Origin of the sequence: Thioclava sp. 'Guangxiensis', assembly GCF_045348365.1 — a bacterium.
GTDB lineage: Bacteria > Pseudomonadota > Alphaproteobacteria > Rhodobacterales > Rhodobacteraceae > Thioclava > Thioclava kandeliae.
Window position 1 is genome coordinate 119,653 of record NZ_CP155822.1, and the last position, 14,711, is coordinate 134,363.

The following is a 14,711-nucleotide window of genomic DNA, read 5'->3' on the forward strand; positions in this document are numbered from 1 at the left end:
TACTCTCCTGTTGATTATCGTTTATTTCCATATCCCTGAAGCCCCCGCCGCTTATCCCCTTTGCGACGGATGCCAGAAGGTGAGCCCTTTCTCCACAAGCGCGATCAGCCCGTAGAATCCGGTCCCTGCCAGTGCTGCCACGGTAATCTCCGACCAAACGAGCGCCATGTCGAGTTGCCCCACCGCCGTCGAGATGCGGAAACCCATTCCCCGCGTCGGAGAGCCGAAAAATTCAGCAACAATGGCCCCGATCAGTGCCAGCGTGGTGGCAATCTTCAGCCCGTTGAAGAGGAACGGCAGCGCCGCCGGCAGGCGCATCTTCACCAGCGTCTGCATATAGCTTGCCCCATAGGTGCGCATCAGATCGCGCTGCAGCGGATCTGTGGCTTTGAGGCCCGCAACCATATTGACCAGCACCGGAAAGAACACGGTGACAATCACCACCGCTGCCTTGGACTGCCAGTCAAAGCCGAACCACATGACGAAAATCGGCGCGATCCCCACAATCGGCAAGGCGGCCAAGAAGTTCCCGACCGGCATCAGCCCGCGCTCCAGAAACCGCGAGCGGTCCACCAGAACCGCCACCACAAAGGCCGCGACACAGCCCATGATATAGCCCGAGAGCGCACCCTTGAGGATGGTCTGGCGGAAATCGATCCAGAGCACGCCGGTCGAGGCGGCAAAACGCTCGGCAATCAGGCTCGGAGCCGGCAGGATCACCTGGCTCACGCCAAAGCCCCGCACGATCCCTTCCCAGAGCACCAGAAGCGTCACCCCGAAAAGAGCGGGCACAAAATAGCGCGCCCAACGGCGTTCCGGCCAACGCGCGGCAATGAAGGAATTCAGCGCAATCGCCGCAATCCAGAAGACAATCGCACAGATCAGAACGCTCATCTTGCCAGCCCCATTCTCTTCAACACGATCCTCTCGACGAGCCCGACCAACGCCACCAGCACCGCCGCCAGACAGGCCGCCGCAATCAGCGCCGCCCAGATCTGGATCGTCTGCCCGTAATAGCTGCCCTGCAACAGACGCGCCCCGAGCCCCGCCACAGCGCCCGCAGGCAGCTCGGCCACGATCGTGCCCACAAGAGCCGCCGCCACCCCCACCTTCAGCGAGGCAAAGAAATAGGCCATCGAGCACGGCAGCCGCAGCTTCCAGAACATCGCGGCTTTCGGCGCGCCATAGGTGCGCAACAGATCGATCTGCATCGCATCGGGCGCCCTGAGCCCCTTCACCATGCCCACCAGCACGGGGAAGAAACTTAAGTAAGCCGCAATCAGCGCCTTGGGCAGCAGCCCCTTCACCCCGAGGGAGGCCAGCACCACAATCACCATCGGCGCAATCGCCAGAACGGGGATGGTCTGGCTCGCAATCGCCCAGGGCATGAAACTCATATCCAGCGCTTTGTTATGCACAAGCGCCACCGCCAGCAAAAGCCCCGCCACCGTCCCGATGATAAACCCGAGCCCCGTGGCCTCCAGCGTGATCCAGCCATGATAGACCAGAGACCGTTTAGAGGTGATCTTCTGCCCCGTGATCCCGTCCCATAGCCCTATCACCACCTGATGCGGCGCAGGCAATACGGGGCGGTCGAGCGCCATGGTCTGTCCGACCATCTCGCCAAAGCCCACGCTCTGCCCCGCCCGCTGCGCCTGATCATAGACCCATGCGCTATTGAGCCACACCGCCGCCCCGTACCAGAGAGCGATAATCGCCAGAATGACCGTCAGAACCGGAAAAACCCGCGTCATGCGCGCCCCTCCTTCCCGAGGTCCGCCCTTCCAGCGTCCCTAAATATCCCGGGGGGTTTGGGGGGCAGCGCCCCCCATCGGTTGATCATATCGTCGCGCATGGACCCCTCACACATGGGCATGCCCTGCATGCAGACCCTCACGCACACGCTGCGCGATCTCGAGGAATTCGGGCGTATCGCGGATCTCGAGCGGGCGCTCGCGCGGCAAAGGGCTCTCGATCACATCGGTGATCCGCCCCGGACGCGGGCTCATCACCACGATCTTGGTTGACAGATAAACTGCCTCGGGGATCGAATGGGTGACAAAGCCGATGGTCTTGCCGGTCCGTGCCCAGAGCGCCAGAAGCTCCTCGTTGAGCTTGTCGCGCACGATCTCATCCAGTGCGCCAAAGGGCTCGTCCATCAGAAGGATATCTGCATCAAAGGACAGCGCCCGCGCAATCGAGGCGCGCTGCTGCATACCGCCAGACAGCTGCCACGGGAACTTGCGGCCGAAGCCCTTCAGATCCACCAGCTCCAGCACCTTTTCCACCCGCGCATCCATCTCGGACTTGGGATAGCCCATGATCTCCAGAGGCAGCTTGATATTTCCGGCGATGGTGCGCCACGGATAGAGCCCCGCTGCCTGGAACACATAGCCATAGCTGCGCGCCTTGCGCGCCTCGTCGGGCGAGATCCCACCCACCGTCAGCGCACCCGATGTGGGCGTCTCGAGCGCGGCAATACAGCGCAAAAACGTCGTTTTGCCACAGCCCGATGGCCCGATAAACGACACGAACTCGCCGCGCTCGATGGAGAGGTTCACATCCTTGAGCGCCTGCACCGGCCCGTCATTGGTCTCGAAGACCAGATTGACGCCGCGGGCTTCAATAATCGGTTTCTTCATTTTCCCCGTTCTTCCATCCGACCCGTTTTCCGGGCTCTGTAGGTGAGGATGCCCAAGTTTATGGGCATCCTGCAAGAGATCTCAGACGCCGCTGGCCGGAATACCGGCGCGGACGACCGGCCGCGGTGCGGTCAGCTCTTTCCATGTCGACAGCGCCTTGGACACGGCCGTCCCCGGCGGGCGCGAGACAAACTGCCCATGCCCTTCGGGGGCCGCGACGCGGCCCTCGGTCGCGGCCACCACCCCGCGCGAAAGGGTATAACGCGGCAAGCCCTTCACCTCCTTGCCCTCGAAAACATTGTAATCGATGGAGGATACCTGCGTCTTGGCGGAAACCACCTTGCTGGCCTGCGGGTCCCAGACCACCAGATCCGCATCCGCACCCACAAGGATCGCGCCCTTCTTGGGATAGATATTCATGATCTTGGCGATATTGGTCGAGGTCACCGCCACGAATTCATTCATCGTGATGCGGCCCGTATTCACCCCGTAGGTCCAGAGCATCGGCATCCGGTCCTCGAGCCCGCCGGTGCCATTGGGGATCTTGGTGAAATCCCCCACGCCATAGCGCTTCTGTTCGGTGGTGAAGGCGCAGTGATCGGTCGCCACACAAGACAGCGTGCCGGAGGCCAGCCCCGCCCAAAGGCTATCCTGATGCTGTTTGTTGCGGAAGGGCGGCGACATCACACGGCGTGCCGAATGGTCCCAATCCTTGTCGAAATACTCGCTCTCATCGAGCACCAGATGCTGGATCAGCGGCTCGCCATAGACGCGGCGGCCCAGCATCTTGGCACGGCGGATCGCCTCATGGCTCTCCTCGCAGGAGGTATGGACCACATAAAGCGGCACGCCCGCCATATCGGCAATCATGATCGCGCGGTTGGTGGCCTCGCCCTCCACAATCGTCGGGCGCGAATAGGCATGGGCCTCGGGGCCGGTATTGCCCTCGGCCAGAAGACGCGCCGACATCTCGGCCACCACATCGCCATTCTCGGCATGGACCATCGGCAGCGCGCCCAGCTCGGCACAACGCTTGAACGAGGCGAAGAGCTCGTCATCATTGACCATAAGGCTGCCCTTATAGGCCATGAAATGCTTAAAGGAATTGATGCCGCGCTCGGTGATGGTCTTCATCTCGTCAAAGACCTGCTCGCTCCACCAGGTCACCGCCATATGGAAGCTATAGTCACAATGCGCGCGGGCAGCCTTGTTATCCCATTTACGCAGCGCATCGAGCATGCTCTCGCCCGGATTAGGCAGGGCGAAATCGATCACCATCGTGGTGCCGCCCGAAACCGCCGCCGCCGTGCCTGCGTCGAAATCATCCGACGAATATGTGCCCATGAAGGGCATCTCCAGATGGGTATGCGGGTCGATCCCGCCGGGCATCACATAGCAGCCCTCGGCCTCGAGCACCTTATCGCCCTTGAGGCCAGTGCCGATCTCGATGATCTGGCCGCCCTCGACCAGCACATCGGCCTTATAGGTCAGATCGGCGGTCACGATCGTGCCGCCCTTGATGACGGTTGTCGTCATTGAACTCTCCCTTGGTATCGCGAGACGGGCGGGAAATCCCCGATCCCGTCCCGCGAGGGAGAGATCAGGCCAGTTCGCCCGTCAGGAATTGCGCCTGACCGAAGCCGAAGCTCCAGTCGGCCTTGGTGTTGGACATGACCGACACCATCAGATCCTTGGGATCGAGCCCGATGGCTTTCTCCAGCTTGGTGCTGAGGATGTCGTAGAATTTCTGCTTCATCTCGTCGGTGCGCGGCGACGAGAACACCTGCACGAGGATCGGGCTGGGACCGCGCTTGAACCCCAGACCGGTATCCTCCAGAACCATATGGCCCGGCTTGTGCGGCGTCACGATCTGGTAGCGGTCGCCCTCCGGCACCCCGAAGGCTTCCAGAACCGCCTCGTGACCCATATCGAGCATGGCTTTGATCTCGGTCTCGGGGCGGCCCTCGATGACATGAAACTGGATAATCGGCATTTGGTCTCTCCTTCATTGTCGCAATGGCGCAACCCTTCGGGATCGCGTCTTCTTGGCAATGAGATCGGTCCATCAGCCCCATGTTTCAAGCATCCTTATTGCAGGTCTGGCTTTGCGAAAATGCTGGTATGCGTCAGGCGAATGCCATTGGATGCCACATTATCCGCAAAATACGTCAGCTCACGATCTCCGCGGTTTCCAGCACGGCGTGGCACAGCACATCGCAACCGGCCGCAGCCCATTCGGGGCTGATTTCCTCGGCCTCGTTATGCGACAAACCATCCACACAGGGGCACATGATCATCGTGGTCGGCGCCACTTTCGCCGCCCAGCAGGCGTCGTGACCGGCCCCCGAGATAATATCCATATGGCTATAGCCCAGACGTTCGGCCGCATTGCGGACATTGGTCACCAGTTCCGGCGCAAAGGTCACAGGGTCGAAATGGCCCACAGGATCGATAGCGCAGCCCACACCGATCTCGGCGCAGATCTCGGCGGCTCGGGCCTCGATCTCGGCGCGCATCGCATCGAGCTTGGCCTGATCGGGGGTGCGGATATCGACCGTGAACACCACCTTGCCCGGCAGCACATTGCGCGAGTTGGGGGTGAAGGTCACCTGCCCCACGCCGCCCACGGCGCCCGGTTGGTTCTTCATGGCCACATCCTGCACCATCTCGAAGATCCGGCTCATGGCAAGGCCCGCATTCACCCGCATATCCATCGGCGTGGAGCCCGTATGCGCATCCTTGCCGGTCAGCGTGAACTCGAGCCACCACAGACCCTGACAATGGGTTACAACACCAATGGATTTCTCGGCGGCCTCAAGGATCGGGCCCTGTTCGATATGATATTCGTAATAGGCATGCATCTTGCGCGCGCCAACCTCTTCCTCGCCCTTCCAGCCGATACGCTCCAGCTCGGCCCCATAGGTCTTGCCCTCCAGATCCTTGCGCGAATAGGCGTGATCAAGGCTGATTTCTCCGGCAAACACCCCCGAGGCCAGCATGGCAGGCGCAAAGCGCGCGCCCTCCTCATTGGCCCAGTTGGTCACCACGATCGGATGTTTGGTCTTGATATTGAGGTCGTTAAGAGTGCGCACCACCTCGAGCGCGGCCAGCACGCCCAGCACCCCGTCATATTTCCCGCCCGTGGGCTGGGTATCGAGGTGGCTGCCGATATAAACGGGAAGCGCATCGGGGTCCTCCCCCGCACGGGTGGCAAACATCGTCCCCATCTTGTCGACGCCCATCGACATCCCCGCCGCTTCACACCAACTCTGGAACAGGGCGCGTCCTTCGGCATCCTCGTCGGTCAGGGTCTGGCGGTTATTGCCCCCCGCGACGCCCGGCCCGATCTTGGCCATTTCCATAAGACTATCCCAAAGGCGTGCGGAATCGATGCGGAGGTTTTCTCCGGGTGCAGACATATTCAAATACTCCCTGTCACCGGAGCGTCTTGCGGGGGCGCTCTCTTTGTGACGAATTCGTTTCTGACCAAGTGGTCAACTTTATTGAGCACCCCTGCCCGAAACGGGTCAAGGCTTTGCCGGATCTGTCTCGGGATGAACGAAAAAACTGCGAAAAGACGCCTATTTTTTTGGCACCCACCTCCAGCGATATCCCGATGCTAGACGCTAGACCGCAGGGCCAGTCCGTGGCTGCAATGCCGGTCTGCGCCAGACGCAAAAAGTGCAGAGCGATGCGCTATGGACGAGTCGGGCCATGATGTGCCCGCCTAGCTCTGTCTCCGTTTGCAGACAAGCCGGATCGGACGTCCTCACGCACCAATGCGGAAGCCTGCCAAAGGCAGCTCCCGGCGTAAGAGATATTCTTGCGGCGCAGAAACAGGTTTATGCGGACCATGCGTCATCATTCGGGCCTGGCACCGCCCAGCGCGGGAAGCCACGATAGTTCCGCAGTCGCGCCCTAGCGGGTTACATCCAACACGGTCATCGCCGTAGCTCTCTCGGCTGCATGAGGCGACGCGCCGCCTACCCTATCTGCGGGCCCCGAAACCACGTCCACGGAAGGGTCTACAGACACGGACCAGCCCGTCTCTGTCTGGAAGAGTTCATGGGTTAAACTGGAATAGGCGGCACCAAATCCAGTTTCCATCTCGGCAGAGGACTGACTCGGGAAGGTGCTCGCCCGCACCCGTGCCGCCTGCTGCTCGAGCAGGGACACGCGAAAGGCGGGGCTAGGCCCCGCAGGCAGGGACAGGATCTCGTTATCCGCCACATTCGTCTCGACGTCTTCTTCCGACAGGCTATCGGAGAGCGTGTCGCGCGCCGCAACGGTCTTTGCCAGAGCCTCGGCCCTGCCAGAACCGGATTGACCCGATTGCGTGTCTACATTTGCCCCTTGCCCGCTATTGGTTGATGACGCCCCAACCATGGCTTCGACCGTCGTCGCAGGAGCGACTTTCGGCAGAGACGACATCAATAGCGGCGACCAACCAACCGGGGGCAGAAAACCCGATATGCGATCCATCACCATGGCCCTTTCCCAAGAGCCCCCACGTTCAAAGCGTGACTCGGAGTTGTTACCGAAACCTTAAGTGTTGCAGAAAGACGGGGTTATAGTGAATCGTCCCGAGCGTCCTTGCAGGGATCAACCGAAAGCAACCGGTTGAATAGGAACTCCAGAAATACCTCCGCCTCGGCGAAAGGATCGCGCTCCTGCCCCAGAACGGTGCGAACCTGCACATCGAAATCCGCATAATGCTGCGTCAGTGACCAGATGGAGAATATCAGATGATGCGGATCAAGGCGGGCGAGCTTTCCCTGATCGATCCATGTTTGAATGATACCTGCCTTCTCATCCACCAAAGTCTTAAGCTGTCCTGCCAGCCCCTCGTGGAAACGTGGCGCGCCTTGCAGAACCTCATTGGCGAACAGCCGTGATTCGCGCGGCATTTCGCGCGACATTTCCAGCTTGCGGCGCATATAGGTCATGATTTCGGTCTTCGGATCACCTTCGGCTGTCATCTCGTTCAGCGGCGCCAGCCACAGATCCAGGAGCCCCGACAGAAGCTCCACATGGATCGCCTCTTTCGAAGGGTAGTAATATAGAAGATTTGGCTTCGACAGCCCCGCCTCGGTGGCGATCTGGTCCAGCGTCGCGCCACGGAATCCATGTGCCGAAAATACCTCCAGCGCCGCCTCGAGAATTGTCTGGCGATTGCGTTTCTGGATACGGGTCAGGGGTTTTCCACTGCTTTTGCCCGCAGCAGCCTGCACCGCCGTCGAGACAGGCCCTTTTGCTCCGGTGGTCTTGCTTTGCTTGGCGGCAGACAAATTCTTATCGGTCACTCATTTCCTCCGGGCTTCCCTTCCGGCATAGCCAGCAATACAGATTTCATCAAGTTTCCATCTCGAAAAATGCCCTTACATGACACCGGAAATGCCCCTCCGCGCGAAACTGTCATTGGCTGGAGCACAAAGAGGCTGATATGATGCTTGGCGCAATTCTTTTTCGGTGCATATGATGAGATCACGCTCCCTGCCCTACCTGCTGACCGGTGCATTGGTGGCAGCCTTCCCTGCAACAGTTCTGCCCCTGCCCGCCCATGCGGCCTTGCAGAGCTGCGAAACCTCGATCCGCGGCAAGACGAGCCAGTTCGTCTATGACGACAGCAACCCGCGCGTGGAAGAAAGCCTCAGCCTGCGCGAGAAGATCTTCGGCTCGCGCGGCAAGGTCACCTGCCCCGGCATCGTGACCCTGCGTGCAATGACGCCCGAACTGGACGATACGGGCCGCGCGCCGTTCTGCCTGCAATGGGACAAGGATGCCGATACCTATATTGGCTATGCGCAGGGCGCGCGTGACGGGTTCGGCCATTGCGAGCAACCCTCGCGTAGCTTCTGCGAGAGGGTCAACGGCTCTGGCGACGCCGCCAAGCAGATGACCGAGAATACCAACGGTTTTGCCAAAGATGTTGCAGGTAATGTCGCAGGCGACAAGATCGGCTCCATCGTGGTCAAGACCACGGGCGACAAGCTGAAGGGGCGGCTGAAGGATGCGGGCGTGGCGGCCGTTGCGGCGGCTTCTCCGGTCGGCCTTGCCGCCGTGGCCGTGACAGCGGTGGCCGTGGGCGGCACGATGTATGTCTGCTCCGAGAAAGGCGCCAAGGGCGCGGATGTCGAGGGCACCACCGAGCAGATGCCCGATGGCACCAATGTCGACGCAGCGCTCGCCAATCCCGATGACGGGGCCGAGCTGCTGGGCTCGGAACTGCCGATGATGACCGATACCAAGGCCATTACCCCTTCCGTCACGCAGCCCGTGCAAGAAGGTCCGCTCAACGCCATCAATCCCGATACGGGGATCGGCGTGACCGAGCCCGATGCCGATATCTCCAACAAGAACAAGCACTGAGCCCCTCCACCCTGTGACACGATATCCCTACAATGGAAAAGGGCCGGATCGCTCCGGCCCTTTCGTTCATTCCGCTGCCTGCGAGGCCGGATTATTGGGATGGGTCGTCCAGTTCGCATAGGGCGCGACCTCGCGCCCCGTGCGCGGATCCATCTCGCCCAGTTCCAGCTCGCGCATTGTGATGCACTCCACCGGGCAAACATCGACACACAGATTGCACGCCACGCATTCCTCATCCTTCACCGAATAGACACGATCTTCGCTGACGGCGATGGCCTGATGGCTGGTATCCTCGCAGACCGCATAGCAACGCCCGCATTTGATACAGTCATCCTGATTGATCTCGGCCTTGGTCACATAGTTGAGGTTGAGATACTGCCAGTCGGTGGTATTGGGCACCGCGCGGCCCACCAGCTCGTCGATCGAGGTGAAGCCCTTCTCGTCCATATATTGCGACAGACCCGAGATCATCTCCTGCACCACCTTGAACCCGTAGGTCATGGCCGCCGTGCAGACCTGCACATTACCCGCCCCGAGCGCCATGAACTCGGCGGCATCGCGCCACGTCGTCACACCACCGATCCCCGAGATGGGCAGACCTGCGGTTTCGGGCGAGCGGGCGATCTCGGCCACCATATTCAGCGCAATAGGCTTCACCGCAGGGCCACAATAGCCGCCATGCGACCCCTTGCCATCAATCGTCGGCTGCGGCGCGAAACTGTCCAGATCCACGCTGGTGATGGAGTTGATCGTGTTGATCAGGCTCACCGCATCGGCGCCACCACGCTTGGCGGCCTCGGCGGGCTTGCGGATATCGGTGATATTGGGCGTCAGCTTCACGATCACCGGCTTATCGTAATACTGTTTGCACCAGCGGGTGACCATCTCGATATATTCCGGCACCTGCCCCACCGCAGAGCCCATGCCGCGCTCGGCCATGCCATGCGGGCAGCCGAAATTCAGCTCGATCCCGTCGGCGCCGGTTTCCATGACGCGCGGCAGGATCGCCTTCCATGCCTCCTCCTCGCAAGGCACCATGATCGAGGCGATCAGCGCGCGGTCGGGATAGTCCTTCTTGACGCGGGTCATCTCGTCGAGATTGGTCTGCAGGTCGCGATCGGTGATCAGCTCGATATTGTTGATCCCCAACAAGCGGCGGTCGGCCCCATAGACCACGCCATATCGCGGCCCCGAGACATTGACGACCGGCGGGCCTTCCATCCCGAGGGTCTTCCAGACCACCCCACCCCAACCGGCCTCATAGGCGCGGCGGACGTTATATTCCTTATCGGTCGGCGGCGCGGAGGCCAGCCAGAACGGATTGGGAGATTTGATACCGAGGAAAGTGCTCGACAGATCGGCCATGTCTCAGCCCTCCATCAGGAAAGAGTGGATATCTTCAGCCGCATCGCGCCCCTGCGCGACCGCCGTCACGGTCAGATCTTCGCCGGCATGGGTGCAATCGCCCCCCGCCCAGACGCGGGCCATGCTGGTGCGCCCGATCCCGTCGGTGATGATCTTGCCACCCGCAATCTTGATCTCCTCGGGCGTGTCACCCAGCGTCTGACCGATGGCCTTGAAGCACTGGTCCGCCTTCAGACGGAAGGTCTCGTCGGTCATCTCCAGCCCGTTCGGACCAGCTTTGGTATAGGCAAACTCGATCTCGCGGACCGCACCATTCCCGATGATCCCCACAGGCGCCGCATGTTCGATGATCCGCACGCCCTTGGACAGCGCCAGATCCTGCTCGAAGCTTGATGCCGGCATCTCGGCGCGCGAGCGGCGATAGACGATAGTGACGTTGAGCGCGCCGAGAAGTTTGGCCTGCACCGCCGCATCCACAGCCGTCATGCCGCCCCCGATCACCACCACATCGCGCCCGATCGGCAACGCGGCCAGATCGGAGGCCTGACGCAGATCGGCGATGAAATCCGTCGCCGGAAGGATGCCGTCCTTCTCCTCGCCCTCGAGGCGCAGCGCATTCACCCCCGACAACCCCATGCCAAGGAAGACCGCATCATACTCGGCCAGCAGTTCGGCCAGATCGCCGTCCCCCTTCCGGCCAAGCATCCAGTTCTCGACCATCGTGATGCCGCTGATCTGCATCAGCCACGCCACCTCTTTTTGCGCGAAATCATCGGGCGCCTTATAGGAGGCGATCCCGTATTCGTTCAGACCACCGGGCTTGCGGCGGGCATCATAGATGGTGACCTCATGGCCTTTCAAAGCCAGACGGTGCGCCGCCGACAGGCCCGCAGGCCCTGCGCCAACCACGGCCACCGAGCGCCCCGTCAGCGCCGCGCGGGTATAGGGATGGCTCTGTTTTGCCATCAGCGTATCGGTCGCATGGCGCTGCAGCAGGCCGATCTCCACCGGCTTGCCTTCGGCCGTCTCGCGCACACAGGAACCTTCACAAAGGTTTTCCGTCGGACAGACGCGCGCGCACATGCCCCCCAGAATATTACTGTCAAAGATGGTCCTTGCGGCAGCCTCGGGCGTGCCGGTCGAGATCTGCCGGATGAACAGCGGAATATCGATGGAGGTCGGGCAGGCCGTGACGCAGGGCGCGTCATGGCAGAAATAGCACCGGTCCGCGGCCACCCGCGCCTCGTGGTTATCCAGAGGCGGATGGAGATCGCTAAAATTCGAGGCCAGAGCCTCCGCGTCGGTCCGCCCCGCCACTATTCCGGCTGTGAGCTGGCTGTTGGACATGATGCCCTCCCTGCTTGCAACTTTTTCCCAGCTTGCGCACCTTTTATTTTTTATCAAATGGTAAAATAACAAATGCGGCAAAAATTTCGATCATTGCCAAAGAACTGGTCGATGACCCTCTCACTGCCGTGATTTTCAGCAGCGCCGAGATGGCTCTTGGCGCTTTTCACCGCGCCATGCTTGGCGTATAAGCCCCCCAGAACGCCTGTGGACAAAGGATCATTGGCATTCCACACAGGCTATAACACGCACCTTTCGAGGACCTCATGAGCAACAATATCCGTGAAACCGACGTCGCCTTCATCCAGGCGCTAGCCGAGCTTCTGAATACGAATGATCTGGCAGAGATCTCCGTCACCCGCGAATATGGCGAGGATGACAGCCTGAAGGTGCGCGTCTCGAAACAGTCGACTGTTGTGACCCAGGTCGCAGCTGCGGCACCTGTTGCGACGCCCGCACCTGCCGCAGCTCCCGCTGCCGCCCCTGCTGCTGCCGCTCCCGCCGCCGAAGATCTCAGCGCCCATCCGGGTGCGGTGACCTCGCCCATGGTCGGCACCGCCTATCTGTCGCCCGAGCCGGGGGCTGCCGCCTTCGTGACCGTCGGCGCGCAGGTCAAGGAAGGCCAGACCGTGCTGATCATCGAAGCGATGAAAACCATGAACCACATTCCGGCGCCGAAATCGGGCACCGTGAAGCGCATCCTCATCGATGACGCATCGCCCGTCGAGTTCGGCTCGCCCCTGATGATCATCGAATAAGGCAGAGCCAATGTTTGACAAGATCCTTATCGCGAACCGGGGGGAGATCGCGCTGCGCGTGATCCGCGCCTGCCGCGAAATGGGCATCGCCTCGGTCGCTGTCCACTCGACCGCCGATGCCGATGCCATGCATGTCCGCATGGCGGACGAGTCGGTCTGTATCGGTCCGAACTCGTCCTCCGAGAGCTACCTGAAAGTCAGCCAGATCATCGCGGCCTGCGAGGTCACCGGCGCGCAGGCGATCCACCCGGGCTATGGCTTCCTGTCCGAAAACGCCGCCTTCGTGCAGGCGCTCGAAGATCACGGCATCACCTTCATCGGCCCCTCGGCGGAACATATCCGCATGATGGGCGACAAGATCACCGCCAAGGAAACCGCAAAACGTCTGGGCATTCCGGTCGTTCCGGGCTCTGCCGGTGGTGTGCCCGATATCGAGACCGCGCGTGAGGTCGCCGAGGGTATGGGCTTCCCCGTTATCATCAAGGCCACCGCAGGCGGCGGCGGGCGCGGCATGAAGGTCGCGACCTCGCTCGAGGATCTCGAAGTAGCCTTCCGCACCGCGCGTTCGGAAGCCAAGGCCGCCTTCGGCAATGACGAGGTCTATATCGAGAAATACCTCCAGAAGCCGCGCCATATCGAGATCCAGGTCTTCGGTGATGGCAAGGGCCGTGGCGTCCATCTCGGCGAGCGTGATTGCTCGCTGCAGCGCCGCCACCAGAAGGTGCTCGAAGAAGCCCCCGGCCCCTGCATCACCCCCGAGGAACGCGCGCGTATCGGCAAGATCTGCGCCGACGCGATCGGCGAGCTGGGCTATGCCGGCGCCGGCACGATCGAGTTCCTCTACGAGGAGGGCGAGTTCTACTTCATCGAGATGAACACCCGTCTGCAGGTCGAACATCCCGTCACCGAAGCGATCTTCGGCGTCGATCTTGTACGCCAGCAGATCCGTGTGGCGGCAGGTCTCGGCATGGAGTTCACGCAGGACGACCTTAAGATCAACGGCCATGCTATCGAAGTCCGGATCAATGCCGAGCGCATCCCGAACTTCGCGCCCTGCCCCGGTAAGGTCACGGCCTTCCACGCACCGGGCGGTCTGGGTGTGCGGGTCGATAGCGCGCTCTATGCGGGCTACAAGATCCCCCCCTATTACGACAGCCTGATCGGCAAGCTGATCGTGCATGGTGCCGACCGTCAGGAAGCGCTTGCCCGCCTCCACCGCGCGCTTGGCGAGATGATTATCGACGGGATCGACACCACGATCCCGCTATTTGATGCGCTTCTGCAGGAGCCCGATATCCAGTCCGGCAATTACTCGATCCACTGGCTCGAGAAATGGCTGAAAGCGAAATACGAGTAACGGTTTCGCGTCCTGTCCGGACGGTGCCACAGGCGCCAGAATAGCAACAAGGCCGCCCGTTCAGGGCGGCCTTTCCGTTTGGTTTGCGGCGCTACAGATCCTTCGGGCGCAGCAGGCAGGTATAGCGCCGTTTCTCGCCTGCACGGTAGTAATCCCCCACAAAATCGCGCTGGCCTTCAGGCAGTTCCGCCCAATCGACCCATTCGATATCGAAGCCCTGCACCTCGGCGATCAGGTCCATTGCCTTGCGCGAGGGGATCCCGATCGCCGTCACCTCCTGCCCCGCGAACTGGGCAATCGCATTCAGGTCCTTATGCGTCCGCTCGCGCTGCAGCGCGATCACGGCACCCGGTCGGTCGAGAAACTCGCTATCGACCACCACCAGCTTCGGCCCCAGCTGACGCACCAGATCGAAGAGCCGCATATGGTCCATGACATGATAGAGAATGCCCAGCACACCCACGACATCATAGCGCCGGCCCGCATCGATCTCGGCCTGCATACCCGCAAAAATATCGCCGCATTTGAGCGTGACCTTTTTCTTCAGATGCTCGCGCGGAAACTCGGCAAAGCGGTCGATCAATGGCTGGCGGCCTTCGATCCCCACCACCTCCTCCGCACCCGCCGCCGCAAAAGCATAGGCCCAGCGGCCATCATGCGCGGCCAGATCCAGCACACGCTTGTCCGCAATCTCGGCCTCGAGCGGCTTGATGACCATGCGATGGCGGGCATTCATCCGCGCCACCGTTCCCGGATCTTCGGAATACCGGTCGATCTCCGGCAGAAAGTCAAAGAAACCCATTATTTGCGCTCGCTCTCAATTCGGTCCATCCTCACAATAGCACGACCCTAAAACGATAATGCAGGCAATAA

Annotated in this window: 15 protein-coding genes; 4 read left to right on the forward strand and 11 right to left on the reverse strand. The window is 61.2% G+C overall.

The window, feature by feature from the left end; translation table 11 throughout:
- Positions 1-51: 51 nt before the first annotated feature.
- The 8 genes from ABEB22_RS00565 to ABEB22_RS00600 form a co-directional block, all read right to left on the reverse strand.
- A complete protein-coding gene (locus ABEB22_RS00565; protein ID WP_406870612.1) occupies positions 52-894 on the reverse strand; it encodes an ABC transporter permease in 843 nt (280 codons plus the stop codon).
- Positions 891-1,754 (reverse strand): ABC transporter permease, encoded by an 864-nt coding sequence (locus ABEB22_RS00570; protein WP_406870613.1) that lies wholly within the window; start codon positions 1,752-1,754, stop codon positions 891-893. The genes ABEB22_RS00565 and ABEB22_RS00570 overlap by 4 nt, the downstream gene beginning before the upstream one ends.
- A 108-nt stretch (positions 1,755-1,862) precedes the next feature.
- On the reverse strand, positions 1,863-2,642 hold the full coding sequence (locus tag ABEB22_RS00575) for an ABC transporter ATP-binding protein (RefSeq protein ID WP_339112245.1): 780 nt from the start codon (positions 2,640-2,642) through the stop codon (positions 1,863-1,865).
- Between the two features lie 81 nt (positions 2,643-2,723).
- The gene (gene hydA, locus ABEB22_RS00580) at positions 2,724-4,178 is read right to left on the reverse strand and encodes a dihydropyrimidinase (protein ID WP_406870614.1); all 1,455 of its coding nucleotides are present in this window, start codon (positions 4,176-4,178) and stop codon (positions 2,724-2,726) included.
- A 64-nt stretch (positions 4,179-4,242) separates the two neighbouring features.
- On the reverse strand, positions 4,243-4,635 hold the full coding sequence (locus tag ABEB22_RS00585; protein ID WP_339112243.1) for a tautomerase family protein: 393 nt from the start codon (positions 4,633-4,635) through the stop codon (positions 4,243-4,245).
- Positions 4,636-4,810: 175 nt separating this feature from the next.
- Positions 4,811-6,061: a Zn-dependent hydrolase gene (locus ABEB22_RS00590; protein WP_339112242.1), complete on the reverse strand. Its 1,251-nt coding sequence runs from the start codon at positions 6,059-6,061 to the stop codon at positions 4,811-4,813.
- 499 nt (positions 6,062-6,560) lie between these two features.
- On the reverse strand, positions 6,561-7,073 hold the full coding sequence (locus ABEB22_RS00595; RefSeq protein WP_350934318.1) for a hypothetical protein: 513 nt from the start codon (positions 7,071-7,073) through the stop codon (positions 6,561-6,563).
- 137 nt (positions 7,074-7,210) lie between these two features.
- Entirely contained in the window at positions 7,211-7,837 is a 627-nt protein-coding gene (locus ABEB22_RS00600) for a TetR family transcriptional regulator C-terminal domain-containing protein (RefSeq protein WP_339114493.1), read from the reverse strand.
- A gap of 283 nt (positions 7,838-8,120) precedes the next feature.
- On the opposite strand from ABEB22_RS00600, the gene ABEB22_RS00605 reads away from it, so the two are divergent.
- A complete protein-coding gene (locus tag ABEB22_RS00605; protein ID WP_406870615.1) occupies positions 8,121-9,011 on the forward strand; it encodes a hypothetical protein in 891 nt (296 codons plus the stop codon).
- Between the two features lie 66 nt (positions 9,012-9,077).
- Here the strand turns inward: ABEB22_RS00605 and preA are convergent, their stop codons facing one another.
- Together preA and ABEB22_RS00615 are read right to left on the reverse strand one after the other, a co-directional pair.
- On the reverse strand, positions 9,078-10,376 hold the full coding sequence (gene preA / locus ABEB22_RS00610) for an NAD-dependent dihydropyrimidine dehydrogenase subunit PreA (protein ID WP_406870616.1): 1,299 nt from the start codon (positions 10,374-10,376) through the stop codon (positions 9,078-9,080).
- A gap of 3 nt (positions 10,377-10,379) precedes the next feature.
- Positions 10,380-11,723, reverse strand: a complete 1,344-nt coding sequence (locus tag ABEB22_RS00615; protein WP_406870617.1) for an NAD(P)-dependent oxidoreductase — start codon at positions 11,721-11,723, stop codon at positions 10,380-10,382.
- 14 nt (positions 11,724-11,737) lie between these two features.
- Between ABEB22_RS00615 and ABEB22_RS00620 the strand changes: the two genes are divergently transcribed.
- The 3 genes from ABEB22_RS00620 to accC all read left to right on the forward strand — a co-directional run bounded on the left by ABEB22_RS00620 (position 11,738) and on the right by accC (position 13,838).
- Entirely contained in the window at positions 11,738-11,914 is a 177-nt protein-coding gene (locus tag ABEB22_RS00620; RefSeq protein ID WP_339112237.1) for a hypothetical protein, read from the forward strand.
- 75 nt (positions 11,915-11,989) lie between these two features.
- On the forward strand, positions 11,990-12,481 hold the full coding sequence (gene accB, locus ABEB22_RS00625) for an acetyl-CoA carboxylase biotin carboxyl carrier protein (RefSeq protein WP_339112236.1): 492 nt from the start codon (positions 11,990-11,992) through the stop codon (positions 12,479-12,481).
- Between the two features lie 10 nt (positions 12,482-12,491).
- The gene (gene accC, locus ABEB22_RS00630) at positions 12,492-13,838 is read left to right on the forward strand and encodes an acetyl-CoA carboxylase biotin carboxylase subunit (RefSeq protein WP_406870618.1); all 1,347 of its coding nucleotides are present in this window, start codon (positions 12,492-12,494) and stop codon (positions 13,836-13,838) included.
- Positions 13,839-13,929: 91 nt separating this feature from the next.
- Here accC and ABEB22_RS00635 read toward each other — a convergent pair whose 3' ends face one another.
- Entirely contained in the window at positions 13,930-14,640 is a 711-nt protein-coding gene (locus ABEB22_RS00635) for a class I SAM-dependent methyltransferase (protein WP_406870619.1), read from the reverse strand.
- Between the last annotated feature and the right edge of the window lie 71 nt (positions 14,641-14,711).

Coding starts and splice junctions, on each gene's coding strand:
- accB (WP_339112236.1), top strand. CDS start 11,990: ATGAGCAACAATATCCGTGAAACCGACGTCGCCTTCATCCAGGCGCTA.
- ABEB22_RS00595 (WP_350934318.1), bottom strand. CDS start 7,073: ATGTCGTCTCTGCCGAAAGTCGCTCCTGCGACGACGGTCGAAGCCATG.
- ABEB22_RS00585 (WP_339112243.1), bottom strand. CDS start 4,635: ATGCCGATTATCCAGTTTCATGTCATCGAGGGCCGCCCCGAGACCGAG.
- hydA (WP_406870614.1), bottom strand. CDS start 4,178: ATGACGACAACCGTCATCAAGGGCGGCACGATCGTGACCGCCGATCTG.
- ABEB22_RS00565 (WP_406870612.1), bottom strand. CDS start 894: ATGAGCGTTCTGATCTGTGCGATTGTCTTCTGGATTGCGGCGATTGCG.
- accC (WP_406870618.1), top strand. CDS start 12,492: ATGTTTGACAAGATCCTTATCGCGAACCGGGGGGAGATCGCGCTGCGC.
- ABEB22_RS00590 (WP_339112242.1), bottom strand. CDS start 6,061: ATGTCTGCACCCGGAGAAAACCTCCGCATCGATTCCGCACGCCTTTGG.
- ABEB22_RS00635 (WP_406870619.1), bottom strand. CDS start 14,640: ATGGGTTTCTTTGACTTTCTGCCGGAGATCGACCGGTATTCCGAAGAT.
- preA (WP_406870616.1), bottom strand. CDS start 10,376: ATGGCCGATCTGTCGAGCACTTTCCTCGGTATCAAATCTCCCAATCCG.
- ABEB22_RS00575 (WP_339112245.1), bottom strand. CDS start 2,642: ATGAAGAAACCGATTATTGAAGCCCGCGGCGTCAATCTGGTCTTCGAG.
- ABEB22_RS00570 (WP_406870613.1), bottom strand. CDS start 1,754: ATGACGCGGGTTTTTCCGGTTCTGACGGTCATTCTGGCGATTATCGCT.
- ABEB22_RS00605 (WP_406870615.1), top strand. CDS start 8,121: ATGAGATCACGCTCCCTGCCCTACCTGCTGACCGGTGCATTGGTGGCA.
- ABEB22_RS00615 (WP_406870617.1), bottom strand. CDS start 11,723: ATGTCCAACAGCCAGCTCACAGCCGGAATAGTGGCGGGGCGGACCGAC.